20 protein-coding genes are annotated in these 24,033 nt (G+C 56.3%); 8 read left to right on the top strand and 12 right to left on the bottom strand.

The window, feature by feature from the left end; translation table 11 throughout:
- Positions 1-100 precede the first annotated feature (100 nt).
- Entirely contained in the window at positions 101-1,861 is a 1,761-nt protein-coding gene (locus tag ACOTYH_RS14980) for a DEAD/DEAH box helicase (RefSeq protein WP_015572299.1), read from the bottom strand.
- A gap of 151 nt (positions 1,862-2,012) precedes the next feature.
- On the opposite strand from ACOTYH_RS14980, the gene rsuA reads away from it, so the two are divergent.
- From rsuA to ACOTYH_RS14965, 3 genes are all read left to right on the top strand, one after another.
- Positions 2,013-2,720, top strand: coding sequence for a 16S rRNA pseudouridine(516) synthase RsuA (gene rsuA, locus ACOTYH_RS14975; protein ID WP_017383401.1), 708 nt, complete (start codon positions 2,013-2,015; stop codon positions 2,718-2,720).
- 15 nt (positions 2,721-2,735) lie between these two features.
- Positions 2,736-3,935 carry a Bcr/CflA family multidrug efflux MFS transporter gene (locus tag ACOTYH_RS14970; protein ID WP_017383400.1) on the top strand — a complete coding sequence of 400 codons (1,200 nt, stop codon included), beginning with the start codon at positions 2,736-2,738 and terminating at the stop codon, positions 3,933-3,935.
- A 276-nt stretch (positions 3,936-4,211) separates the two neighbouring features.
- Positions 4,212-4,556 (top strand): YejG family protein, encoded by a 345-nt coding sequence (locus tag ACOTYH_RS14965; protein ID WP_003859372.1) that lies wholly within the window; start codon positions 4,212-4,214, stop codon positions 4,554-4,556.
- A gap of 3 nt (positions 4,557-4,559) precedes the next feature.
- Here the strand turns inward: ACOTYH_RS14965 and yejF are convergent, their stop codons facing one another.
- The 9 genes from yejF to ACOTYH_RS14920 all read right to left on the bottom strand — a co-directional run bounded on the left by yejF (position 4,560) and on the right by ACOTYH_RS14920 (position 16,150).
- Positions 4,560-6,149 (bottom strand): microcin C ABC transporter ATP-binding protein YejF, encoded by a 1,590-nt coding sequence (yejF, locus tag ACOTYH_RS14960; RefSeq protein WP_032669467.1) that lies wholly within the window; start codon positions 6,147-6,149, stop codon positions 4,560-4,562.
- 1 nt (position 6,150) lies between these two features.
- Complete coding sequence (locus ACOTYH_RS14955; protein ID WP_017693033.1) at positions 6,151-7,176, bottom strand: microcin C ABC transporter permease; 1,026 nt, start codon at positions 7,174-7,176, stop codon at positions 6,151-6,153.
- Complete coding sequence (locus tag ACOTYH_RS14950) at positions 7,176-8,270, bottom strand: microcin C ABC transporter permease YejB (protein WP_058689093.1); 1,095 nt, start codon at positions 8,268-8,270, stop codon at positions 7,176-7,178. The genes ACOTYH_RS14955 and ACOTYH_RS14950 overlap by 1 nt, the downstream gene beginning before the upstream one ends.
- A 9-nt stretch (positions 8,271-8,279) precedes the next feature.
- Entirely contained in the window at positions 8,280-10,085 is a 1,806-nt protein-coding gene (locus ACOTYH_RS14945) for an extracellular solute-binding protein (protein ID WP_421637805.1), read from the bottom strand.
- Positions 10,086-10,160: 75 nt separating this feature from the next.
- Positions 10,161-11,714 carry a cyclic di-GMP phosphodiesterase gene (locus ACOTYH_RS14940; protein ID WP_033487356.1) on the bottom strand — a complete coding sequence of 518 codons (1,554 nt, stop codon included), beginning with the start codon at positions 11,712-11,714 and terminating at the stop codon, positions 10,161-10,163.
- 127 nt (positions 11,715-11,841) lie between these two features.
- Positions 11,842-12,411 carry a bifunctional murein DD-endopeptidase/murein LD-carboxypeptidase gene (gene mepS / locus ACOTYH_RS14935; RefSeq protein ID WP_003859364.1) on the bottom strand — a complete coding sequence of 190 codons (570 nt, stop codon included), beginning with the start codon at positions 12,409-12,411 and terminating at the stop codon, positions 11,842-11,844.
- 415 nt (positions 12,412-12,826) lie between these two features.
- Positions 12,827-13,540, bottom strand: coding sequence for a phosphatase PAP2 family protein (locus tag ACOTYH_RS14930; protein ID WP_032103237.1), 714 nt, complete (start codon positions 13,538-13,540; stop codon positions 12,827-12,829).
- 33 nt (positions 13,541-13,573) lie between these two features.
- Entirely contained in the window at positions 13,574-14,560 is a 987-nt protein-coding gene (locus ACOTYH_RS14925) for a CobW family GTP-binding protein (protein ID WP_017383393.1), read from the bottom strand.
- A 123-nt stretch (positions 14,561-14,683) separates the two neighbouring features.
- Positions 14,684-16,150 (bottom strand): mannitol dehydrogenase family protein, encoded by a 1,467-nt coding sequence (locus ACOTYH_RS14920; protein ID WP_063659508.1) that lies wholly within the window; start codon positions 16,148-16,150, stop codon positions 14,684-14,686.
- Between the two features lie 205 nt (positions 16,151-16,355).
- Here ACOTYH_RS14920 and uxuA point away from each other — a divergent pair, with 205 nt between their 5' ends.
- On the top strand, positions 16,356-17,546 hold the full coding sequence (gene uxuA / locus ACOTYH_RS14915; protein WP_058689090.1) for a mannonate dehydratase: 1,191 nt from the start codon (positions 16,356-16,358) through the stop codon (positions 17,544-17,546).
- 116 nt (positions 17,547-17,662) lie between these two features.
- On the opposite strand, the gene yeiP is transcribed toward uxuA, so the two are convergent.
- The gene (gene yeiP / locus ACOTYH_RS14910) at positions 17,663-18,235 is read right to left on the bottom strand and encodes an elongation factor P-like protein YeiP (RefSeq protein WP_003859355.1); all 573 of its coding nucleotides are present in this window, start codon (positions 18,233-18,235) and stop codon (positions 17,663-17,665) included.
- A 164-nt stretch (positions 18,236-18,399) separates the two neighbouring features.
- Between yeiP and ACOTYH_RS14905 the strand changes: the two genes are divergently transcribed.
- The gene (locus ACOTYH_RS14905; RefSeq protein WP_003859353.1) at positions 18,400-18,654 is read left to right on the top strand and encodes a YkgJ family cysteine cluster protein; all 255 of its coding nucleotides are present in this window, start codon (positions 18,400-18,402) and stop codon (positions 18,652-18,654) included.
- Here ACOTYH_RS14905 and setB read toward each other — a convergent pair.
- Positions 18,651-19,832 carry a sugar efflux transporter SetB gene (setB, locus tag ACOTYH_RS14900; protein WP_015572310.1) on the bottom strand — a complete coding sequence of 394 codons (1,182 nt, stop codon included), beginning with the start codon at positions 19,830-19,832 and terminating at the stop codon, positions 18,651-18,653. The two genes, ACOTYH_RS14905 and setB, sit on opposite strands and share 4 nt — an antisense overlap.
- Before the next feature lie 358 nt (positions 19,833-20,190).
- Between setB and fruB the strand changes: the two genes are divergently transcribed.
- From fruB to fruA, 3 genes are read left to right on the top strand one after another with little or no spacing between them, the layout of a single operon-like run.
- Positions 20,191-21,321: a fused PTS fructose transporter subunit IIA/HPr protein gene (gene fruB, locus ACOTYH_RS14895; protein ID WP_017693041.1), complete on the top strand. Its 1,131-nt coding sequence runs from the start codon at positions 20,191-20,193 to the stop codon at positions 21,319-21,321.
- Positions 21,321-22,259, top strand: coding sequence for a 1-phosphofructokinase (fruK, locus tag ACOTYH_RS14890; protein WP_006811313.1), 939 nt, complete (start codon positions 21,321-21,323; stop codon positions 22,257-22,259). The genes fruB and fruK overlap by 1 nt, the downstream gene beginning before the upstream one ends.
- A gap of 16 nt (positions 22,260-22,275) precedes the next feature.
- Positions 22,276-23,961, top strand: coding sequence for a PTS fructose transporter subunit IIBC (gene fruA / locus ACOTYH_RS14885; protein WP_015572312.1), 1,686 nt, complete (start codon positions 22,276-22,278; stop codon positions 23,959-23,961).
- Positions 23,962-24,033 lie beyond the last annotated feature (72 nt).

Here is a 24,033-nt window from a genome sequence, read left to right as displayed (position 1 = left end):
TACTACAGGCGACCCAGCAGCAGGTGAGTGTTCTGCCTCACGGATGTGAAGCGGGCGGCATTTTATACTCAAATGGCTCGCGCATCAACGAAAAGTCCCGTTAACCGCGCAATTCGTTTGCCCGGCGAAAGCGTCCTTCATAGTCAAAGACCTTCTCACGCACCTGCCAGAACTGCCCTTTTTTACGGGCGACAACAAAATCAGGATGGCGCAGTAACGCCTGCTGGCGCACGATATCCGCCACGGTTATCCAGCGCAGCGGCACGCCAGGCGTGCGGGTATGCGGGCGGATAAAGAGCTGCTCAAACGCGGTGCGCTGGGCGGGCGTCTGGACCCGGAACCGCTCGCTGACGTCTGCGCCATCCTCATCGTAGTAGGTAATTTTTAGCCACTCGCCTTTTTCATCCGCGCCGGGCTGTAAGGCCATGCCGGAACAGCGCAGCACCAGCGCATCTTTCAGCTTCAGCGCCGCTTTCAGCATGTCGTCCGGGTCGACCAGGACCGTGTCGCACTCCCGACAGCGGCGGGCGGCAATGTCGTTTTCGGCATTGCACTGCGGGCAGTTTTTGAAGCGGAAGCGGAAGTCACACTGTTCGCGATGGCCTTCATCGTCTTCAAACCAGCCCTGACAGCGGCGGCCAAAATGTTCGATCAGCGTGCCGTCGGCGGTGGTTTTCCCCCAGAAGGTGTTGGCAAACCCGCAGGCAGGGCAAAAAACCTGAACGGGCACGTTGTCGCTCTTGCCTTTTGGCGTGCCGACTTCCGGCGAATAGAGATCGTGCGGGTTACCGGCGTAATCAAGGATCAGACAGTCGGTTTTGCCCGGCGCCAGACGCAGCCCGCGGCCAACAATCTGCTGATACAGGCTGACGGATTCCGTCGGGCGAAGAATCGCAATCAGGTCGACGTGCGGGGCGTCAAAGCCGGTGGTTAGTACGGAGACATTCACCAGATAGCGGAACCGCTGAGCTTTGAAGTCCTCAATCAGGCTGTCGCGCTCCAGGCCGGGGGTTTCACCGGTAATTAACGCCGCGTCGTCGGCGGGCAGCAGCCCCGTAATTTCGCGCGCGTGTTCGACAGTGGCAGCAAAAATCATCACCCCTTTGCGCGTTTGTGCGAACTCTTCAATCTGGCTGATGATATGCGGCGTGATCCGCTTCTGTTTTTTCAGCTCATGGTTAAGATCTGCCTCGCTGAACAGCCCGTTGCTCTGCGCCTGTAAGCGGCTGAAATCGTACTGCACGACGGGCATATCCAGCCGCTCCGGCGGCGTCAGGTAGCCGTGCTTGATCATGTAGCGCAGCGGAAGCTCATAGATACAGTCGCGGAACAGGGCCTTTTCATCGCCACGCACCATGCCGTGATAATGAAACTGATAAATCCAGCCCTTGCCCAGACGAAACGGCGTGGCGGTGAGGCCAAGCAGACGGAGGTGAGGATTCACCTTTTTCAGATGAGTGAGGATTTGCTGATACTGGCTGTCGTCGTCATCGCTGATGCGGTGACACTCATCGACAATCAGCAGGGAAAACTCGCTGCGAAACAGTTCCAGGTTGCGCGCAACGGATTGTACGCTGCCAAACACCACTTTTCCGTGGCTCTCTTTGCGCTTCAGTCCGGCGGCAAAAATGTCGGCCTCCAGGCCGAGCGCGCAATATTTGGCGTGGTTTTGCGCCACCAGCTCTTTGACGTGCGCCAGCACCAGCACGCGTCCGCGGGCCAGGCGCGCCAGTTCGGCAATCACCAGGCTTTTACCGGCTCCGGTCGGGAGAACGATGGCGGCGGGCTCCCGATGCTTGCGAAACCAGGCGAGGGTGGCATCAACGGCTTCCTGCTGATAGGGGCGTAATGTGAACGTCATAGCTTCTCTATTCAGTTAACTCGCATATAGTATGCCACGAAACTTTTTCCCTTGAGTGGCGCAACCAGACCATTATACTGAACTGTTTCTGACTGCTTCTTTTTCGGACGCGTAGTCCGACTTCCAGCACCATTAAGGCTAAAAAGATTTCATGCGACTTGATAAGTTTATCGCTCAGCAACTCGGCGTAAGCCGCGCTATTGCCGGGCGTGAAATTCGCGCCAGCCGCGTAACCGTGGACGGCGACATTGTGAAAGACAGCGCTTTTAAACTCCAGCCTGAGCACCAGGTGGAGTATGACGGCAACCCGCTGACCCAGCAGAATGGCCCGCGCTACTTCATGCTCAACAAACCGGAAGGTTACGTCTGTTCAACGGACGATCCGGATCACCCGACGGTGCTCTATTTCCTCGACGAACCTGTGGCGCACAAGCTGCATGCGGCAGGGCGACTGGATATCGATACTACCGGCCTGGTGCTGATGACCGATGACGGCCAGTGGTCGCACCGCATCACCTCCCCGCGCCATCACTGTGAGAAAACCTATCGGGTGATGCTTGAGTCTCCGGTCTCGGATGACACGGCAGAGCAATTCGCGAAAGGCGTTCAGCTGCATAATGAGAAGGATCTGACCAAACCGGCGGTGCTGGAAATCCTCACCCCCACGGACGTCCGTCTGACCATCAGTGAAGGCCGCTACCATCAGGTGAAGCGGATGTTTGCCGCCGTGGGCAACCACGTTGTGGGGCTGCATCGTGAACGTATCGGCGCGATTGAACTCGATCCAGACCTGGCCCCAGGGGAATATCGCCCGCTGACGGAAGAAGAGATTGCCAGCGTCGGGCTGCCTTCACGCTAAATTCAGGAGAACCCTGTGACCACCAGGCCACACTCGTCGTTTAAAATTGTATTTATCCTTGGCCTGCTGGCCATGCTGATGCCGCTGTCTATCGATATGTATCTGCCCGCGCTGCCGGTGATTTCCGCGCAGTTTGGCGTACCGGCAGGCAGCGCGCAGATGACGCTCAGCACCTACATTCTTGGTTTTGCCCTCGGTCAGCTCTTTTATGGCCCAATGGCCGACAGCCTGGGGCGTAAACCGGTTATCCTGGGCGGGACATTGATATTTGCCGCGGCGGCGGTGGCCTGCGCGCTGGCGCAGAGTATCGATCAGCTGATTGTGATGCGCTTCTTCCATGGCCTGGCGGCGGCTGCGGCAAGCGTGGTGATTAACGCGCTGATGCGCGACGTCTACCCGAAGGAAGAGTTCTCACGCATGATGTCGTTCGTCATGCTGGTCACGACAATTGCGCCGCTGGTCGCCCCCATGGTGGGCGGGGCGGTCCTGGTGTGGTTCAGCTGGCATGCGATTTTCTGGATCCTGGCGATTGCCGCGCTGCTGGCCTCGGTGATGATCTTCGTCTTTATCGATGAAACGCTGCCGGTCGAGCGACGTCAGAAGTTCCACATTCGCACCACGCTTGGCAACTTTGCCTCGCTGTTTCGCCATAAGCGTGTGCTCAGCTATATGCTGGCCAGCGGCTTCAGCTTTGCCGGAATGTTCTCGTTCCTGAGCGCGGGGCCGTTTGTGTACATCGAACTGAACCATGTGTCACCCCAGCATTTTGGTTACTACTTCGCGCTGAATATTGTGTTCCTGTTTGTGATGACCATTATCAACAGCCGCTTTGTCCGGCGGGTTGGGGCGCTGAATATGTTCCGCGCCGGGCTGTGGATCCAGTTCGTGATGGCTATCTGGCTGGTATTGAGCGCGTTGCTGGGCGTCGGTTTCTGGGCGCTGGTGGTGGGCGTGGCGGCGTTTGTCGGCTGCGTGTCGATGGTTTCATCCAACGCGATGGCGGTGATCCTCGACGAATTTCCGCATATGGCGGGCACCGCCTCGTCGCTGGCAGGAACGTTCCGTTTCGGAATTGGCGCGATAGTCGGGGCGCTGCTCTCGACGGCGACGTTTAATACCGCCTGGCCGATGCTGTGGGCGATTGCCCTCTGCGCGACCTGCTCCATACTCTTCTATCTTTACGCCAGCCGGCCGCGAAAGACGGCGCATAAATGACCACTTAAGGCCCGTGACGGGCCTTTTTGTTGACCCATATCAACCAACCCTCCGTTCGTTTACCCTGTGTTTGTTTCTTTTATGTAAAATCTATTTATGTAAAAAGTCACATCATTGTATTTAAAAAGGTTGAGTTAGATCGCAGAAACGGGTACATATAGCGCCGACGCGAGCCTGCAACGCCTATAAAATCCGCTAAACAGTGCAGGTTGGCGATGATGTGTTACTATAAATGTAAATAAATTGTGAAGTAAATTTGCTTCCGGGGATCTGAACGTGAATACATTACAACTCTCCATTGTCCATCGCTTGCCCCAGAGCTATCGCTGGTCGACGGGTTTTGCAGGTTCGAAAGTTGAACCGATTCCGCAAAGCGTTGCCGGGGAGGATAATTGTCTGGTGGCCCTCAAACTGCTCAGCCCGAGCGATGAAAATGCGTGGCCGGTCATGGAACGTCTCAGCCAGGCGCTGACGGACATCGAAGTGGACAGCTCCGTGCTGGAATGCGAAGGTGAGCCGTGCCTGTTTGTTAACAGCCAGGATGAGTTTGCCGCCACCTGTCGGCTGAAAAACTTCGGCGTGGCCATTGCCGAGCCGTTCTCCGGTCAATATCCTTTCTGAGTGCTAGTCAGCGGACAATAGCTGGCGTGTGTAATCCTGCGTCGGCGCGGTGAATACGCGCTGGCACTCTCCCTGCTCAACGACTTCTCCCTGCCGCAATACCACCACCTGATGGCAAAGCGCACGCACCACCTGTAAATCGTGGCTGATAAAGATATAGGCCAGCCGATGCTTTTCCTGTAGCCCCTTCAGCAGCGCCAGAATTTGCGCCTGCACGGTGCGGTCCAGGGAAGAGGTTGGCTCGTCCAGCACGATCAGCTCCGGTTTCAGGATCAGCGCGCGGGCAATCGCTATACGCTGGCGCTGTCCGCCGGAAAACTCAGCCGGATACCGGTGCCGGGTCTCGGGATCTAAACCCACTTCCGCCATCACCCGCATCACGTCGATTTCACGCTGTTGCGCCGTCATTGTCGGCTGGTGGACGCGCAGGCCCTCTTCAATAATCTGTAATACGCTCAGGCGCGGGTTAAGCGAAGAGTTTGGATCCTGAAATACCACCTGCATCCGCGGGCGCACGGGAAGCATCATCCGGCGATTCAGGTTTTGCAGCGGCATGCCGTCAAAAACAATGCTTCCCTGAGAGGCGATCAGGCGCAGCAGCGCCAGGCCGGTGGTGCTTTTGCCTGAACCGGACTCGCCCACAAGCCCAAGCGATTCGCCTGGACGCAGAGCGAAGCTCATGTCTTTCAGAACATGATTGTGATCGACCACGCGACGCAAAATGCCTTTGCGGATCGGGAATGACACCGACAGCCCCTCAACCCTCAGCAACGGCGCGCTGTCAGCGTTAAGCGGAACCGGGTCGCCAGCGGGTTCGCTATCGAGCAGGCGCTGTGTATACGGGTGCTGAGGCGCGCTCAGCAGGGCGGATGCCCGGTTCTGTTCCACGCAGCGGCCGTTTTGCATCACGGCCACCGCGTCAGCGAGCTTTTTCACGATGCTCAGGTTGTGCGTAATAAACAGCAGGCTCATGTTCAGCTCGTCGCGCAGTTCGCGCAGCAGTTGCAGAATTTGTGCCTGTACCGTGACGTCCAGCGCGGTAGTAGGTTCATCGGCAATCAGCAGTTCGGGGCGCGTGAGCAGGGCCATTGCAATCATCACGCGCTGGCGCTCGCCGCCGGAAAGCTGGTGCGGGAAATCGTTTAGCCGTTTCGCCGCATTACGGATACCGGTGCGTTCAAGGCAGTTCAGAATTTCACCCCGCGCTGCCTCTTTACGCATTCCCCGATGAAGGGACAGCACTTCATAGAGCTGTTTTTCCAGGGTATGCAGTGGGTTGAGCGACACCATCGGCTCCTGAAAAATCATGGCGATGTTGTTGCCACGAATGCCGCGCAGGGTTTGCTCGTCAGCGTTCAGCAGCGATTGTCCATGGAACAGAATATCCCCCTGCGGATAGCTGACCGGCGGGGAAGGGAGCAGGCGCAGCACCGACAGCGCCGAAACGCTCTTACCGGAGCCGGATTCCCCGACCAGCGCCAGCGTCTCTCCGCGCTGGATCTGCAACGATAAATCCGTCACCACCGTGCGTGATTCGCCCTGTTTTGAAAACGCAATCGACAGGTTCTCTATGCTCAGAAGAGGCCGGGTCATGTCATACCGCCTTGTTGGGATCGAAGGCATCGCGCACGGCTTCGCCAATAAAAATCAGCAGGGAAAGGAGCACCGCCACGGAGAGGAATGCGGCGATGCCCAGCCAGGGGGCCTGGAGATTGTTTTTGCCCTGCAACAGCAGTTCGCCAAGGGACGGTGAGCCCAGCGGCAAACCGAAACCAAGAAAATCAAGCGACGTCAGGGTGGTAATGGAGCTGCACAAAATAAACGGCAGGAAGGTGAGGGTCGCCACCACCGCATTGGGAAGCATGTGGCGGAAGATGATTGCGCCATCGCTCACGCCTAACGCCTGCGCAGCGCGAATATAGTCGTAATTCCGCGTACGCAGAAACTCCGCGCGCACCACGCCGACCAGCGCCATCCAGCCGAACAGGACGGTGATCCCGAGCAGCCACCAGAAGCCAGGCTGTACCACGCTGGACAGCAGGATAATCAGAAACAGCGTCGGCATACCGGACCAGACTTCAATCACGCGCTGTCCCCATAAATCTATTTTACCCCCGTAATAGCCCTGCACGGCGCCCGCCACAACGCCCATTACGCTGCTAAAGAGCGTCAGCAGCAGCCCAAACAGGAGCGAGATGCGGGTGCCATAGAGAATGCGCGCCAGCACATCGCCGCCGTTGGCGTCCGTTCCCAGCCAGTTTTGCGCGGAAGGCGGCGAAGGGAAGGGGGTGGACGTGGCGAAGTTAATACTGTTCGCGCCAAAACGAATCGGCGCCCAGATAGCCCAGCCGTGCTGCGCTATCTGTTCACGTAACCAGGGATCCTGGTACTCGGCTGGCGTCGCAAACGGGCCGCCAAAATCGCTTTCGCTGTAGGTGGCCAGCACCGGTACATACCAGCGGTCTTTGAAATGCACCAGCAGGGGTTTATCGTTGGCAATCAGTTCCGAACACATACTTAAGGCGAACAGGACGGCGAAGATCCACAGCGACCAGTAGCCGCGACGGTTGTGGCGAAAGCGCGCCCAGCGGGCCTGATTGACGGGGCTTAAACGCGACATCAGCGACCCTCAAAATCGATACGGGGATCGACCAGCGTATAGCTGATATCGCTGATGATGTTCAGCAGCAGGCCGATCAGGGTGAAAATGTAGAGTGTGCCAAACATCACCGGATAATCACGGGAGACGGTGGCCTCATAGCCCAGCAGCCCTAATCCGTTGAGCGAGAACATCACCTCTATCAGCAGCGAGCCGGTAAAAAACATACTGATGAACGTGGCGGGGAAACCGGCAATCACCAGCAGCATGGCGTTACGAAAAACGTGCTTCCACATGATCTGCTTTTCACCGACGCCTTTGGCGCGCGCGGTGACGACGTACTGTTTGCGGATCTCATCAAGAAAGGCGTTTTTGGTCAGCATCGTAAGCGCCGCAAATCCGCCGATGACCATTGCCAGCACCGGAAGCGTGATGTGCCAGAAGTAATCGGTGATTTTCTGATACCACGGCAGGGTGCTGAAATCCGCAGAGACCAGCCCGCGCAGCGGGAAGAGGTCGAAATAACTGCCGCCGGCGAAAAAGACAATTAGCAGCACGGCAAACAGAAACGCCGGGATAGCGTAGCCGATGATAATGAATGTGCTGCTCCAGATATCGAAACGGCTACCGTTGTAGACCGCTTTTCGGATCCCCAGCGGAATGGAGACCAGATAAATAATCAGCGTCCCCCACAGTCCGAGCGTGATGGAAACCGGCAGGCTTTGTTTGATCAGGGTTAACACCGAGGCGCTGCGAAACAGGCTGTCGCCAAAATCGAAACGGACATAATCCCAGAGCATCCTGAAATAACGCTCGTGCAGCGGCTTGTCAAAACCATAGCGATGGGTAATCTCGGCGATCACCTCCGGATCCAGTCCGCGACCGCCCCGGTAGTGGCTTTCGCTGATGTTGCCCACGCCCGTCCGGGCATGGCTGGCCCCCATTCCTTCACCGCCGCCGCCCGGCATGCCGCCAGCGTGACCAAATTCTATTGCCGCAATTGCCTGGTCCACCGGACCGCCGGGGGCGATCTGGACGATAAAAAAGTTAATGGTAATGATGGCCCACAGCGTCGGGATCACTAACAGCAGCCGGCGGATAAGATAAGCGCCCATCGTCACTCCTTAACGCCGCTCTGCGGGCAGTTTTGCGGCTTTATTCACGTCATACCACCAGGTGTCAAAGCCGAGGGTGTAGACCGGGCGAACGGCAGGCAGGGAGAATTTATCCCAGCGGGCCACGCGATCTTCGCCCATATACCACATCGGCAGCATGTAATAGTTCCAGGTTAAGACCCGATCGAGCGCGCGGCCAAGCGGCAGAAGCTTGTTCTTATCGCCCTGAGCGGCGACAATTTTTGCAATCAGCGCATCAGTCACCGGGCTCTTTACGCCCGGGGCGTTGTACGAGGAGTCGATATACCCCGATGCCCAGGAGATTTGCAGATCTGAACTCGGCCACGGCTGCGCGGCCCACAGGGTCTGCATCATGTCGTAATCGCGACTGCGCTTGCGGTTGGTTAACTGGGCCATATCGACCTGGCGGATATTCATGGTGACGCCAAGCCGGGCAAGGTTCTTCTTGAATGGCAGCACCCACTGATCGTTTGCGCCGGAGGCAATCAGCAGTTCGAAGCTGAGCGGTTTACCGGTTTGCACATTAACCCGTTGCCGATTTTTCAGCACCCAGCCAGCATCATCCAGCAGGTTGCTGGCTTTCAGCAGTTTGTCCCGGTCGAACCCGTTTCCGTCGGACTTGGGCGGTTCAAATACGCGGGTGAACACCTCCGGCGGGAGCTCCGCTTTCATTGGCGCCAGCAAAACCAGCTCGTCCGCGTGGGGATAATCACGGGCGGCATATTCAGTATTCTGGAAATAGCTGTTCGCCCGGCTGTAGGCTCCGTAAAACAGCGCTTTGTTCATCCATTCGAAATCAAACGCCAGGGTAATGGCTTCACGCACCCGACGATCGGAAAAAACCGGGCGCTGAATATTAAACGCCAGCCAGCGCGTGTCCTGCGCGGATTCGTTTTTGTGTTCGTCTTTAACGATATAGCCTTTCGCGAAATTTTTTCCAATATAGCGGGTCGCCCAATTTTTGGCGCTGTTCTCGACACGTAAATCAAACGCGCCCGCCTTAAATGCCTCGAAGGCCACGTTATCATCCAGGTAGTAGTCGTAGCGGATTGTATCGAAGTTCCAGCGGCCCCGGTTTACCGGCAGCGTGGCTGCCCAGTAATCTTTCACCCGGGAATAGATCACGTACTGGCCCATTCGCCAGTCGGTAATGCGATACGGCCCTCCGGCCAGCGGCGGGGTAGAGAGGGGATCGCTCAGCTTATGATTTTTCCAGAAGGATTCGGGCATGACGGGCAGGGAGAACAGGCTCAGCATATTCTCTTTGTTCGGCTCAGGGAGTTCGATTCGCACGGTCAGCGGGGCGATGGCTTTCACCGTGGTGCCCTTGTACACCAGACGAAACTGCGGCACGCCTTCGGTCATAAATTTATGAAAGGTGAATGCCACGTCACGGGCGCTAACCGGCGTACCGTCGTGAAAACGCGCCCGCGGATTAATCGCGATTTCTGCCCAGCTGAAATCATCGGCGTATCGCACGTTCTCGGCGACCAGGGGATAATAGCTGCCGGGCTCGTCGTCGGAGGTGACGAACAGCGTGTCATAGAGGGATTCGGTACGCGCTGCCGCCACGCCGCGCAGGGCAAAGCGGTTAAAGTTGTCAAACGTTCCCGTGGCGGAAAGCGTCACGTTTCCGCCTTTCGGGGCGGCGGGGTTAACGTAATCGTAGTGGTTAAAGTTAACCGCGTACTTCGGCTCGCCAATGACGGCAAAGGCCGTGCTCTCTTTGATGGTCTGCGCCTGGCTCGACAGGCTCACCAGCGCCAATAGCGTCAACACAACGCGCATAATCATAGTGCGGCGGATCCCTTTGTTCACAGGCAGGCTCGGTTGAACAGAATAATAAGGGACAGCGCCGTGATTGTGAAATTATTCCCCGAGCGTGATGTCGGGTTGCCACGTCCTGAACTGCTCCAGCGGCATCGGGCGGCCGATCCAGTAGCCCTGAAGATAGTTCACGCCATGCTCGCGCAGCCACGCCGCCTGCTCCGGCGTTTCAACACCCTCGGCAACGGTTAACATATTCAGGCGTTCTGCCAGCGTCAGCACCGCGTCAAGCACTGGCGAGGTGACGGTTTCAGTCCCGATGGCATTCACGAAGCCACGGTCAATTTTCAGGTAATCCATCGTGAAGCGTTCCAGATAGATCAGCGCGCTGTGGCCGGTGCCAAAATCATCGATGGCAATTTCGAAACCTTCTTCGTGCAGCCATTCGAACAGCTGATTAGCCTCGCGGTGGTTGATCATATCGCGCTCGGTTATTTCCAGCACAATCTGGAAGTGATCGGGTGGAAGAGCGGCGGCAAACGCGCGCATATCCTCTTTAAAGCTTTCCGCATGCAGATGCCCGGGCGCGATGTTGATCCCAAACTTGGCCCCAGGCGGGAGCACCGTTTGCAGGACAGGGGCATCGCGGATAATCAGGTCAAAAAGATGCAGCGTCAGCGGGACAATCAGCTTCTGCGCTTCAGCGAAATTAATAAAGGCATCCGGTGGAATTTCTCCCATCACCGGATGCTTCCAGCGCATCAGGACTTCCAGCCCGGTCATTTTGAGCGACTGCGCATCCACGACGGGTTGATAGACCACGTAAAACTGGTCGCGTTTGATGGCCGTTAGGATCTCTTTCCCCGGATTAAGACGGATAGTAAGAATATAGAAATTCAACAGGCCCGCCGCGATACCGCAGACCAGGCCGAAAAACAGGGCGTACAGCACATCATCGGTCGTCCAGGCTTCCGCATAAACATGGATGGTCAGAGGTACATTTTTCAGCGTGGCGGTACGGACCGGGATATCAGGCAAATCACGTGCAGGGACCAGCGTTCCGGAATGGGTTGATAACGCATAATCGCCAATAATGATGGAAATACCGGCAAACTCATCCTGTCTTGAGGTGTAGAGGAGATAAGGAGTCAGGTTAAGATTAACGGAGGTAAATACACCGCCGTCCTTCACCAGTGGGTTGCGATACCAGATGGCAATCGCGGGCTTGTCCGGCAGCATGGGAGTGCCCGGCAGGAGCGCCATATCAACCTGTTTATTGATGTGCAGTTCAGGAATAAGCGCTTCCAGAGGGACATTCATCGGGCCGGTGGCGGAAGAGCAGTAGGCGTTTTTATCCCTGACCAGCAAAAAGGCGCGCACATTGATGCTAAAGGCCGCCCGGGAGGTCAGGGCGGCACTCACTTCCTCGCAGCTGTTTAGCGTGAGTGGCTGGAGCGTATCAATCGACATTTTGAGCTCATCAAAATAGCTCTCCATGTAGACGCTTAAATCGGTAATAAGGGTATCGAATCTGACGTCTCGCTTGTGATAACTCCAGTAAAACTGTAATGCTCCCAGGAGCAGGGCAGTGAATAACCCCGTAAGGAAACTGAGAAACAGAATCTTGCGGTTGCTGGAGAAGTAGCGGGTAAACATAGATGTCGTGATTCCTGAAATGCCGCTGGATAGTTATCAGTGTAACGGGCAAAAAAAAACACTGCCGGAGCAGTGCTTTTTTTATCGTATCGCCAGCCAAGGGATAACCAACGATACGACAGCAATATTAACTACGGCTCAGAACGCGGCGAGCTTCGTTGTAGCGCTTCTTCCAGTAAGGTTCGTTCATGCTGGAAATCGTCACACCACTGCTGGTGGAAGCATGGACAAACTGATCGTTACCGATATAGATGCCAACGTGTCGACCGGTTGAACCCGCTCTGAACAGGACTAAATCGCCCGTGCGCAGTTTAGTGCGCGAAATGGATTTGCCCATTTCCTGCTGTTCATAAGTAGAACGCGGAAGGTCTAACCCAAACTGCTCACGGAATGTACGCTGTACGAACGCGGAACAATCGATGCCTTTCTTGGTGCTGCCGCCCAGACGGTAACGCACGCCTTTCCAGTCAGCATACTGATCCATAATACGCGACTTAACGTCGAGATTACGTACCATATTTTCAAATTCATCCTGAGAGGCTTGCAGTGAAGAGGAATCTTCCATTCCCACAACACGCGTCTCAGGATGCATATTCTTCGCGGTGTTCGTCGTACTACATGCCGAAAGCAGAACCGCCACTGCAATCGCCGGGATCCCCCGCAAGATATATCTCAAGATTGGTTGAGATTTGACCATTTTGTTTGTTTTCCCTTGAAGTCCTTAACGAAAATATCGTTATAAAAATGCCAACCGTGACGAGACTAATAATCTGTTCACAATGAGACAATTCTTTATGGTGAAAACTGTGGCTCAACGCACAAAATTATTCACCATGATAATAATTATCTCAGTGGGGCAAAACGAGTTCGAGGTTAACCGATTGCACGGGGTATTGCGAGCAAAAAAGTCCGTTTTTTTATAAGAAAATGTGATACACAAAGTTACAGCGCGGAATTGCTCAAAATGCCGCCATTCATATCGGTAATCCCTGCAATTGCTTCATTTTTATCACGAATTGTATGACGGGATGATGACAGCGTTGAATGACGCCGAAAAGAAGTGACGCAGGGATCGAAAACGATCCCTGATGAATGGTGTTAATTTTCGTTATTTATTTGTTTCCAGCTTGTTTAAATTTGCCAGGAAGATAGCGATCAAAAATGTCTATTATGCGATCGCTCAGGGGGGTCATCAGCACCCACGGTAAACCAATTAACACCGCCGTGAGGGAGCCTACGGCGATATCTGTCAGCCAGTGAGCGCCAATCATCACCCGCGGGAATGCAAATACCACCACAATAACCAGGGCGATGGTGAAGGCTTTTTTACCAAAATAGCGCAGCATGAAGCCTGCAAAAATCAGCAGCATCATACCGTGGTCGCCCGGGAAACTGTCCTTCGAGGCATCTTTGGTTGGAATATGAAGCAGCTCGCTGACGCGGTTAATATTCGGGAAAAAGAGCGAAGGACTGGCGCGTTTAACCGGCATCAGATGCTGCGCCAGCTGGTTGATAATCACGGCCGTCAGCAGCATCACCAGGCCGATAATCAGAATACGGCGACGACCCGTTTTGTCTTCCTTCAGCCAGAAGGAGAGCATCAGACAGCCCATTGCCAGCAGCGAACAGCCGTCAAACGCGCGGTTGTTGGTGATCGCCACCAGCCACAGGAAGGCTTCACTCTTCGCCAGCGCCTGGTTAAAGAAGTGGAACAGCCCGGAATCCAGCGGGAACCAGAAACCGTGATCCGCCGGGATATACCAGGAGAAAAAGATCGCCAGGCCGGCAGCGTTGAGCAATAAAATAGCAGGAAGTCGAGTCGTCATAGTCTTCAGCAATGTGTGAAATCAGGGGCAACGTTAGCCGCCCAAACTTAAACGAAGCTTCAACAGGCTTGACTGGAGGGCATTCCAGTCGGTATTAACCGCACTAATTAACTCTATCCGGCTGTCGGGTGGGGCGACGTTCTGGGTTTCAATAAAGAAATCCTCGCCCTGACGGTTAATGCGCACCAGACCATCCGGAGTGCGCATGATCCCTTTTACCCGCTCAACCGGCGCGAGTCTCGCCCATTCCAGTATACCAATGGTGTCGAAAACCGTATCGGCATCGAAGATCCACCCGCAGGCCTGATGCCCCTGGCCGCTGTTCAGGTTGCGACGCCAGCGCTGATGCTCCGGCAGGCTCAGTGCAGCCAGGCCTTGCTTCGCGCCGTGGCTATGCGAATGCTCAGCGCTGGCAGGCAGTTGCGTCTGGTTGAGGCGGGGAAGGTCGAGCAGGGCGCCATCAATGTTGCCCTGGGTCGTCTGCACATACTGACGTCCACCGCCAGCCTGCTGCCACCAGGACTGGAACGCGGCCTGACTCTCAGCCGTCGCGCGATCGGATTTATTCGCCACGATAATATCTGCCGAGGCGAGCTGGTCGCGGAAATTGTCATTATTGATCGCTTTTTCATCCAGCAGCTGGCGGGGGTCGAGCAGGCAAAGCGTCGCACGCAGCTCAAGCCACGGCTCGTATACCGGGGCGGTCAGTAAATCAAGGATTTGCTTAGGATGCCCCAGCCCGGTGGGCTCAATCAGCAGACGGTCCGGCTTGCCCTGACGCAGCAGCGTATTCAGCCCGACCTGCATCGGCAGACCATTCACGCAGCACATACACCCGCCCGGGATCTCTTTCACCATCGCGCCGCTGTCGGCGAGCAACGCGCCGTCGATCCCCACTTCGCCAAATTCGTTGACCAGCACGGCCCACTTTTCCGCCGGGTCTTTATTGGCCAGCAAATGCAGAATGGACGTAGTTTTACCGCTGCCTAGAAAACCGGTGATCAGGTTGGTTTTGGTCACGTGCGCTCCGATAAATAATTGTGATGTAGTAACAACTATCTATCATCCTGACGAAAAAATCGGGCATTGAGAAGAGGGAGGGCGAACGGAGCATAAAACCGTTCGCCTTAAACGCAATAATCGCTAAATTTTTAACGTTTCGATAACGGCCTGGCGCGCGCCAAGCCGGACGAGGCGCTGGTACGCGCTGGTGATTGCCTCGACAAAGACAGGGTTTTGCGGCAGGTCGTCGCCAAAGATTTCATTTAGCGTCAGCAGGGCGCTAACGCGTTCTGCGTCGCTGCTGGTAGCGACAATGGCCTGAAACTTGTCGCTCAGCGGATCGCGTACGTCAATGGCGTTGCCCTGTTCGTCCGTACCGCTGACGTAGCGCATCCAGCCCGCCACCCCCAGCGCCAGTAATGGCCAGGCGGTGTTACGCTCAAGATGCATGCGGATCCCTTCCAGCATGCGCTGAGGCAGCTTCTGGCTGCCGTCCATGGCGATTTGCCATGTACGATGCTGTAGGGCCGGGTTGGCGAAGCGGTCAAGCAGGCTGTCAGCATAGGCTGTCAGATCAACGTTGGTGATGCGCAGCGTAGGGGCCTGCTCATTCAGCATCAGCCTGCGGGCAGCCTCGCGGAAACTGTCGTCCTGCATACATTCATTTATGTGCGCGTAGCCGGCAAGGTAGCCCAGATACGCGAGGAAGGAGTGGCTGCCGTTCAGCATCCGCAGCTTCATCTGCTCCCAGGGCAGGACATCCTCAACCATCTGTACGCCTGCCACCTCCCACTCCGGACGCCCGGCGACAAAGTTATCTTCCACTACCCACTGAATGAACGGTTCACAGCTGATGGCGCAGGGATCCTCAACGCCAAGTTCCTGGGTGATTTCCGCGAGTGAGGCGTCGGTGGCGGCGGGCACGATTCGGTCGACCATGGTACCAGGGAAGCTCACGTGCGCCTCGATCCATGCGGCCAGCTCTGCGGAACGCTTTCCGGCCATGCCGAGAACGGCATTTTTCACCACGTGGCCGTTGTCGGGAATATTGTCGCAGGAGAGCACGGTAAACGCCGGCAGGCCCCGCTCGCGGCGGCGATGAAGCGCTTCAACCAGAATACCCGGCGCGGAATGCGGCTCAGACGGGTGCTCGAGATCGTGCAGGATGCGGCTGTTCCGCATATCCAGTTTTCCCGTCGCCGGATCGATACAGTAGCCTTTTTCGGTAATGGTGAGGGAGACAATTGCCACCTGCGGTTCGCAGAATTTCTCAATAATGGCTGCCAGCGAGTCGAGTTTGGCGTTCAGGCACTCTTTTACCGCACCGATAATAATGGGTTGATTGCCTTCGGCACCTTTCTCCAGCACGGTAAACAGATGATCCTGCGCCCGGAGCTGGCCCATAAGGACATCGCCGCTAAAGAGGCTAATCTCACAAATTCCCCAGTCGCCTCCTTTGGCATTCAGTACCCGGTTTGTTAACAACGCCTGATGCGCCCGGTGGAACGCGCCAAAACCGAAATGGACGATGCGGGAGCGTAACTGCTCGCGATCGTAGCGGGGCTGCTGGACATGAGCAGGAAGCGCGGTGGAGGCAATAGTCTTCATGTAATACACACCTGATTAACCATTAATTAACAATGCCAGTGTAAAGTTATATGACAACAAATTAAATTGGTAAGCCGTAAATATCCCTGTTATGTGAGTTTGATCAATCAATGCCGCGTGCTGTATTGACCACTTCGATTAAACATGTATGGTAGTCGTCATTGAAGTAACACATATTGGTATAACAACTTGAGAGGGTGGGGCAATGGAACAAACCTGGCGTTGGTACGGGCCGAACGATCCGGTTTCTCTTGATGATGTGCGTCAGGCTGGCGCAACGGGTGTGGTCACGGCGCTGCATCATATTCCGAACGGTCAGGTGTGGCCGGTAGAGGAAATCCAAAAGCGTCAGGCTCAGCTGGCAGAGAAGGGGTTAACCTGGTCTGTTGTGGAAAGTATTCCGGTTCACGAAGATATCAAAACCCACTCCGGTGAGTGTGATACCTGGATTGCGAATTATCAGCAGAGCATTCGTAACCTGGCAGCCTGTGGTATTGATACCGTCTGCTACAACTTTATGCCGATCCTGGACTGGACGCGTACCGACCTGGAATATGAAATGGCCGATGGTTCGAAGGCGCTGCGTTTCGATCAAATCGCTTTTGCGGCTTTCGAACTGCACATTCTGAAGCGTCCGGGGGCGGAAGCAGACTACACCGCCGAAGAGCAGCAGCAGGCGCTGGCGTGGTTCAATGCCGCCGGTGAAGCGGACATTGAGAAGCTGGTTCGCAATATCATCGCGGGCCTGCCCGGTGCGGAAGAGGGTTATACCCTCGATCAGTTCCGTGCGCGCCTGGCGGAATATGGCGATATCGATAAAAACCAGCTGCGTGAAAACATGGCGCACTTCCTGCGCGCTATTGTGCCGGTGGCAGAAGAAGTCGGCGTGCGGCTGGCGGTTCATCCTGACGATCCACCGCGCCCTATCCTCGGCCTGCCGCGTATCGTGTCTACGATTGAAGATATGCAGTGGCTGAAAGAGACGGTGGACAGCATCTACAACGGCTTTACCATGTGTACGGGCTCGTATGGCGTGCGGGCGGATAACGATCTGGTGCGGATGATCGAAACCTTCGGCGATCGCATTCATTTCACCCACCTGCGTGCAACCTGCCGTGAAGAGAACCCGAAAACCTTCCACGAAGCAGCCCATCTTGGCGGCGACGTGAACATGGTTGCGGTGGTGGATGCCATTCTCTCTGAAGAGGTACGTCGTAAGCAGGCGGGGGTTGTACGTCCTATCCCGTTCCGTCCGGATCACGGGCACCAGATGCTGGACGATCTGCGCAAGAAAACGAATCCAGGGTATTCGGCGATTGGCCGTCTGAAAGGGATGGCGGAAGTGCGCGGTATCGAGCTGGCGCTGAAAATGACGAAGTATCCTGAACTGCTGTAAAGGTTGTTGCCGGGTGGCGGCTGCGCCTTACCCGGCCTACAAAAACACAAAAACCGGCATCAGAGCCGGTTTTTTGTAGGCCCGGTAAGCGTAGCGCCACCGGGCGAAAAGCAGGATCAGTCAGCACGACCCATATAGCGTTTTTCTTCGATATGGATACGGATTTTCTCGCCCGCTGACAGGTACTCTGGCACCTGTACGACCAGACCGGTAGTCAGGGTAGCCGGTTTGTTACGCGCACTTGCAGACGCGCCTTTGATGCCCGGTGCCGTTTCAACAATTTCCAGATCAACGGTCTGCGGCAGCTCCAGCGCCAGCAGCACGCCATCCCAGGTCAGCACCTGCATGTCCGGCATCCCACCTTCAGGAATAAACAGCAGCTCTTCTTCGATCTGATCTTTGGTGAAGATATACGGGGTGTAATCTTCTTTATCCATGAACACGTATTCGTTGCCATCGATGTAGGAGAAATCAACGTAGCGACGGGTGAGGGTCACGGTATCAACGATATCGTCGCCTTTAAAACGTTCTTCCACTTTCAGGCCGGTGCGGACATCGGAGAAACGCATTTTGTACAGCGTTGCTGCGCCACGGGCGCTGGGTGCCTGAATGTCGATATCTTTCACAATCAGCAGTTTGCCGTTGTAATTCAGTACCATACCTTTCTTAATTTCGTTCGCTCTTGGCATTGCAGTAATCCTGTTTACGGGAGGTAAAAAATATCGCGCCAAATTACTCGCGCGCGGCCTTTCAGGCAAGCGGAATTCGTGGGTTTTGCTATCAATACATAAAAGGTGTTACTGTGCGCGCAATGCCCGACTGCGCGGGCATCTGCCACCAACAGAGAGCATGTATGGATTGTCGTTCCGACTGTGGCGCGTGCTGTACCGCACCGTCCATCTCAAGCCCCATTCCAGGCATGCCGGAGGGCAAGCCTGCCAATACCCGCTGCGTTCAGCTCTCTGACACTAACCTGTGCATGATCTTTGGCTCGCCCCTGCGCCCGAAGGTGTGCTCCGGGCTCCAGCCAACCGCCGAAATGTGCGGCAGTACGCGCCAGCAGGCCATCACTTATCTGCTTGAGCTGGAAGCGCTCACCGCGCCTTAAACGTCTTTGATTCGCGTCAGGCAGCTCAGCGTCAGGACGCACATCACCAGCGCAATCCAGAACACCGTATGATAGTTCCAGATTTCAGCCACAACGCCCGCCAGTGAGCCTGCAATAATCCAGCCCACGCGGGTGGTATTAGTATAAAGGGTGGTGGCAGAGCCTGCCTGACCCGGCATCAGATCCTGGAAGTAGAGCATGCCGATACCGGCCAGAATGCCGATGTAAATGGCGTTCAGCAGCTGTAAAGCAAGAAGCAGGGCTGGCGTATGAACCGTCAGCATACCGACATAAAACAGCAGCCCGGCTACGGCGGCGACGCGCATCAAAAAGCGCTTGCCGAAGCGCTTCGCGTAATAGCCCGCAATCAGCATGGTGGGGATCTCAAGCCCCGCGGCGGTTCCCATCATGATCCCGGCCAGCTTCTCCGGCAGATGCAACTCATCAATAATAAACAGCGGCATATTAATGATATAGAGGCTGTTGGTTCCCCACATTAGCGTACAGATAATGAATAACAGCAGCGCGTCGCGCCGGTTACGTCGCGGAGCTTCCAGCGTACCGGTCGCCACTTTCGGCTCTTTGCGCATGGAGGGCAGAAAGAACCAGACCATTGCGCCGCATACCACGAAGGCCACGGCTGCGCTGAGGTACATCACCGTAAAGCCAAAACCCATCGCCAGCGCGTAGGCGAGCGGGGGGCCAATCACCCACGCCAGCGACACCTGCGCGCGCAGTATCGAGCTGAACATCACCGCTTCTCGCCCGGTGCGGTCGGCATGCTCGCGGGCAAGGGCGAACATCTGCGGGTTGGCGGTCGAGCCGAAACTGCTCAGGAAGACGCCCACGAACAGCAGAATGAAGTAGTTACGGTTCCAGGCAAACAGCAGGCAGGCAAACACCCCGAGCAGGCAGCAAAAAACGATCAGGCTTTTGCGATCGCCTTTGCGGTCTGAACGCCCGGCTAGAAACTGGCTGACGAAAATGCCGATGATGGCGCTCCCGGTGAAGAAGAAGCCAACCATCGCCGGGCGGGCGTGAACTTCGTTGGTCAGAAACAGGCTCAGCGTAGGCGTTTGTAACGCACCGGCAATACCGGTGAGAAAAGCAACGATCAAAAACGCCGTTGACGTCAAATCAAAAGGCTTTGGTGAGGCGGCAGCGGGGGTGTTATGCATGTTCAGTCTTTGCGAGTAACAGAGAGAGGCGGAGTTTACGCCGCCTGTCAATAAATAAACAGAGGGCAAAATCAAGATTGCCACAATAAATCAAAATAGCATTTCAGTTTATCGCCGTTTCGCTGAAGCGTGCTGAACCTGTTTGCTGAACATCAGCAAAAACCTCCCGACTGAAGAAGAAATGTGCTGCACTTCTAAATTCTGCAACAAGAAATGTAACTTTTCTTGCAACCTTTTGTAGAAAAGACAAGACTTCTTGAAACGTTTCAGCGCTATCTTGCCTGTCCTGACGAAGCAGGTTAGCGCCTATTTTCTCAGTTAAGCTGAAACGATTCAATTTCAGCAGGAGAGGAGAATCATGTTCCAGTTATCTGTTCAGGATATTCACCCGGGCGAACAGGCCGGGAATAAAGAAGAGGCTATTCGCCAGGTCGCCGCTGCGCTCGTGCAGGCTGGCAACGTGGCTGACGGCTACGTCAACGGCATGCTGGCGCGTGAACAGCAGACCTCCACCTTCCTCGGTAACGGTATTGCAATTCCGCACGGCACCACGGACACCCGCGATCAGGTGCTGAAAACCGGCGTGCAGGTCTTCCAGTTCCCGCAGGGCGTGCTGTGGGGCGAGGGTCAGGTGGCTTATGTGGCGATCGGCATCGCGGCCAGCGGTGACGAACACCTGGGCCTGCTGCGTCAGCTGACGCACGTGCTGAGTGATGATGCCGTCGCGGAACAGCTTAAATCCGCCACCACTGCTGAAGAGCTGCGTGCCCTGCTGATGGGCGAAAAACAGAGCGAAGCGCTGAAGCTGGATAATGAAACCCTGACGCTGGACGTCGTTGCGTCCGATTTGTTGACGCTCCAGGCGCTGAACGCGGCCCGCCTGAAAGAAGTGGGAGCGGCAGATACCACTTTTGTGACGCGCGCCATCAATGATAAGCCATTAAACCTGGGTCAGGGCATCTGGCTGAACGACAGTGCTGAAGGCAACCTGCGTAGCGCTATCGCGGTCAGCCGTGCTGCGGTTGCCTTTGAGACAGACGGCGAACGCGCCGCGATGCTGGTAACGGTCGCCATGGCGGACGATCAGCCGGTATCCGTGCTGAAGCGTCTGGGCGATCTGCTGCTGAACAATAAAGCTGAAAAACTGCTGAACGCAGACGCGGCGACGGTGCTGGCCCTGCTGACCAGCGACGATGCGCTGACGGATGATCTGCTGAGCGCAGAGTACGTGGTGCGTAACGAACACGGCCTGCATGCCCGTCCGGGCACCATGCTGGTGAATACCATTAAACAATTTGCAAGTGAGATCACCGTGACCAATCTGGACGGTTCGGGTAAACCAGCCAACGGGCGCAGTCTGATGAAAGTTGTCGCGCTGGGCGTGAAGAAAGGCCATCGTCTGCGCTTTACCGCGCAGGGTGCGGATGCTGAACAGGCGCTGAAAGCGATTGGCGACGCCATCGCGGCCGGTCTGGGGGAGGGCGCATAATGAGCAGACGTGTTGCGACCATTACGCTGAACCCGGCTTACGATCTGGTGGGTTTCTGCCCGGAAATTGAGCGTGGCGAAGTCAACCTGGTGCGGACGACCGGCCTGCATGCCGCAGGAAAAGGGATTAACGTGGCGAAGGTGCTGAAAGATCTCGGCATCGACGTCACCGTAGGCGGCTTCCTCGGTAAAGACAACCAGGATGGTTTTCAGCAGTTGTTCAGTGAACTGGGCATCGCTAACCGTTTTCAGGTTGTGCAGGGCCGTACCCGCATCAACGTTAAGCTGACCGAGAAAGACGGTGAAGTGACCGATCTGAACTTCTCCGGCTTCGAAGTGACCCCGGCTGACTGGGAGCGCTTTGTTGCCGATTCCCTGAGCTGGCTGGGCCAGTTTGACATGGTGTGCGTCAGCGGCAGTCTGCCGTCCGGCGTCAGCCCGGAAGCGTTCACCGACTGGATGACGCGCCTGCGCAGCCAGTGCCCGTGCATTATTTTCGACAGCAGCCGCGACGCGCTGGTCGCCGGTCTGAAAGCCTCGCCATGGCTGGTTAAGCCTAACCGCCGCGAACTGGAGATCTGGGCGGGCCGTAAGCTGCCAGAATTAAAGGATGTGATTGACGCTGCCCATGCGCTGCGCGAGCAGGGTATCGCTCACGTGGTGATTTCGCTGGGTGCAGAAGGTGCCCTGTGGGTGAACGCCTCCGGGGAATGGATTGCCAAACCGCCTTCAATGGAGGTGGTCAGCACCGTGGGTGCCGGGGATTCGATGGTTGGCGGCCTGATCTACGGTCTGCTGATGCGCGAATCCAGTGAACATACCTTACGTCTTGCTACCGCCGTTGCGGCCCTGGCCGTGAGCCAGAGCAATGTCGGTATTACCGATCGTACCCAGTTAGCCGCGATGATGGCGCGCGTTGACTTAAAACCTTTTAACTAACAGCAGGAGAGGAATAATGAAAACGCTGCTGATCATTGACTCCGGTCTCGGACAGGCTCGTGCCTATATGGCGAAGACCCTGCTGGGCGCGGCGGCACAAAAAGCGCACCTGGATATCATTGATAACCCGGGTGATGCTGAAATGGCGATTGTTCTGGGCGACAAAATCCCCGCGGACAGCGCCCTGAACGGTAAAAAAGTGTGGCTGGGTGATATTAATCGCGCGGTGGCACACCCTGAACTGTTTCTGAGCGAAGCAAAAGGTCATGCGACGGTTTACAGCGCACCTGTTGAGGCGGCGCCGGTTGCCGCCGCTGGGCCGAAACGCATTGTTGCGGTAACGGCCTGCCCGACAGGTGTGGCGCACACCTTTATGGCGGCTGAAGCCATTGAAACCGAAGCGAAAAAACGTGGCTGGTGGGTGAAGGTTGAAACCCGCGGCTCTGTTGGTGCGGGCAATGCCATCACGCCTGAAGAGGTGGCGGAAGCCGATCTGGTGATTGTGGCGGCGGATATCGAAGTGGATCTGGCGAAGTTTGCCGGCAAGCCGATGTACCGTACCTCTACCGGCCTGGCGCTGAAGAAGACCGCGCAGGAGTTTGATAAGGCGCTGGCAGAAGCCAAACCGTATCAGGCAACCGGTGCGGCTAAAACTGCGACCGAAGGGAAAAAAGAGTCTGCGGGCGCGTATCGTCACCTGCTGACCGGCGTATCCTACATGCTGCCGATGGTGGTGGCGGGCGGCCTGTGTATTGCGCTCTCCTTCGCCTTTGGTATCGAGGCGTTTAAAGAGCCGGGCACGCTGGCGGCTGCGTTGATGCAGATTGGCGGCGGCTCCGCGTTTGCGCTGATGGTGCCGGTGCTGGCGGGCTTTATCGCTTTCTCCATTGCTGACCGTCCGGGTCTGACGCCGGGTCTTATCGGCGGTATGCTGGCCGTGAGCACCGGTTCTGGCTTTATCGGCGGTATCATTGCCGGTTTCCTCGCCGGTTATGTGGCGAAGCTGATCAGCTCGAAGCTGAAGCTACCGCAGAGTATGGAGGCGCTGAAACCTATCCTGATCATTCCGCTGATTTCCAGCCTGGTGGTCGGTCTGGCGATGATTTACCTGATTGGTAAGCCGGTCGCGGGCATTCTGGAAGGTCTGACCCACTGGCTGCAAACCATGGGGACGGCGAACGCGGTGCTGCTGGGCGCAATCCTCGGCGGTATGATGTGTACCGACATGGGTGGTCCGGTAAACAAAGCGGCATATGCGTTTGGCGTTGGCCTGCTAAGTACCCAGACCTACGCGCCGATGGCGGCGATCATGGCGGCCGGTATGGTGCCTCCGCTGGCGCTCGGTCTGGCGACGATTATTGCCCGCCGTAAGTTCGATAAAGCGCAGCAGGAAGGCGGTAAAGCGGCGCTGGTGCTGGGCCTGTGCTTCATCACCGAAGGCGCAATCCCGTTTGCGGCACGCGATCCAATGCGTGTCCTGCCGTGCTGTATCGTGGGTGGTGCGGTGACGGGGGCTATCTCCATGGCGGTAGGTGCGAAACTGATGGCGCCGCACGGCGGTCTGTTCGTCCTGCTGATCCCTGGCGCCATCACGCCGGTGCTGGGTTATCTGCTGGCGATTGTTGCCGGTACGCTGGTGGCAGGCCTGTCTTACGCGGTGCTGAAGCGCCCGGAAGCGGAAGTGGTCGCAAAAGCAGCCTAAAAGAGGTGTCGGGTGGCGGCTTCGCCTTACCCGACCTACAAAAAAAGCCGGGTGCGTAAGCAGCCCGGCTTT

The organism is Enterobacter cloacae complex sp. SHL001 (assembly GCF_049236825.1).
GTDB classification, from domain to species: Bacteria; Pseudomonadota; Gammaproteobacteria; order Enterobacterales; family Enterobacteriaceae; genus Enterobacter; species Enterobacter hormaechei_C.
The sequence above is the reverse complement of the archived record's forward strand: the minus strand, read 5'-3'. Positions and strand labels throughout refer to the sequence as shown.

Excerpts from the sequence above, each read along its gene's own strand:
- ACOTYH_RS14955 (WP_017693033.1), bottom strand. The coding sequence starts at position 7,176 with ATGTCGCGTTTAAGCCCCGTCAATCAGGCCCGCTGGGCGCGCTTTCGC.
- setB (WP_015572310.1), bottom strand. The coding sequence starts at position 19,832 with ATGCATAACACCCCCGCTGCCGCCTCACCAAAGCCTTTTGATTTGACG.
- uxuA (WP_058689090.1), top strand. The coding sequence starts at position 16,356 with ATGGAACAAACCTGGCGTTGGTACGGGCCGAACGATCCGGTTTCTCTT.
- ACOTYH_RS14920 (WP_063659508.1), bottom strand. The coding sequence starts at position 16,150 with ATGAAGACTATTGCCTCCACCGCGCTTCCTGCTCATGTCCAGCAGCCC.
- fruA (WP_015572312.1), top strand. The coding sequence starts at position 22,276 with ATGAAAACGCTGCTGATCATTGACTCCGGTCTCGGACAGGCTCGTGCC.
- ACOTYH_RS14905 (WP_003859353.1), top strand. The coding sequence starts at position 18,400 with ATGGATTGTCGTTCCGACTGTGGCGCGTGCTGTACCGCACCGTCCATC.
- ACOTYH_RS14930 (WP_032103237.1), bottom strand. The coding sequence starts at position 13,540 with ATGACGACTCGACTTCCTGCTATTTTATTGCTCAACGCTGCCGGCCTG.
- mepS (WP_003859364.1), bottom strand. The coding sequence starts at position 12,411 with ATGGTCAAATCTCAACCAATCTTGAGATATATCTTGCGGGGGATCCCG.
- ACOTYH_RS14980 (WP_015572299.1), bottom strand. The coding sequence starts at position 1,861 with ATGACGTTCACATTACGCCCCTATCAGCAGGAAGCCGTTGATGCCACC.
- fruB (WP_017693041.1), top strand. The coding sequence starts at position 20,191 with ATGTTCCAGTTATCTGTTCAGGATATTCACCCGGGCGAACAGGCCGGG.
- rsuA (WP_017383401.1), top strand. The coding sequence starts at position 2,013 with ATGCGACTTGATAAGTTTATCGCTCAGCAACTCGGCGTAAGCCGCGCT.
- fruK (WP_006811313.1), top strand. The coding sequence starts at position 21,321 with ATGAGCAGACGTGTTGCGACCATTACGCTGAACCCGGCTTACGATCTG.
- ACOTYH_RS14940 (WP_033487356.1), bottom strand. The coding sequence starts at position 11,714 with ATGTTTACCCGCTACTTCTCCAGCAACCGCAAGATTCTGTTTCTCAGT.
- ACOTYH_RS14950 (WP_058689093.1), bottom strand. The coding sequence starts at position 8,270 with ATGGGCGCTTATCTTATCCGCCGGCTGCTGTTAGTGATCCCGACGCTG.
- ACOTYH_RS14945 (WP_421637805.1), bottom strand. The coding sequence starts at position 10,085 with ATGATTATGCGCGTTGTGTTGACGCTATTGGCGCTGGTGAGCCTGTCG.
- yejF (WP_032669467.1), bottom strand. The coding sequence starts at position 6,149 with ATGACCCGGCCTCTTCTGAGCATAGAGAACCTGTCGATTGCGTTTTCA.
- yeiP (WP_003859355.1), bottom strand. The coding sequence starts at position 18,235 with ATGCCAAGAGCGAACGAAATTAAGAAAGGTATGGTACTGAATTACAAC.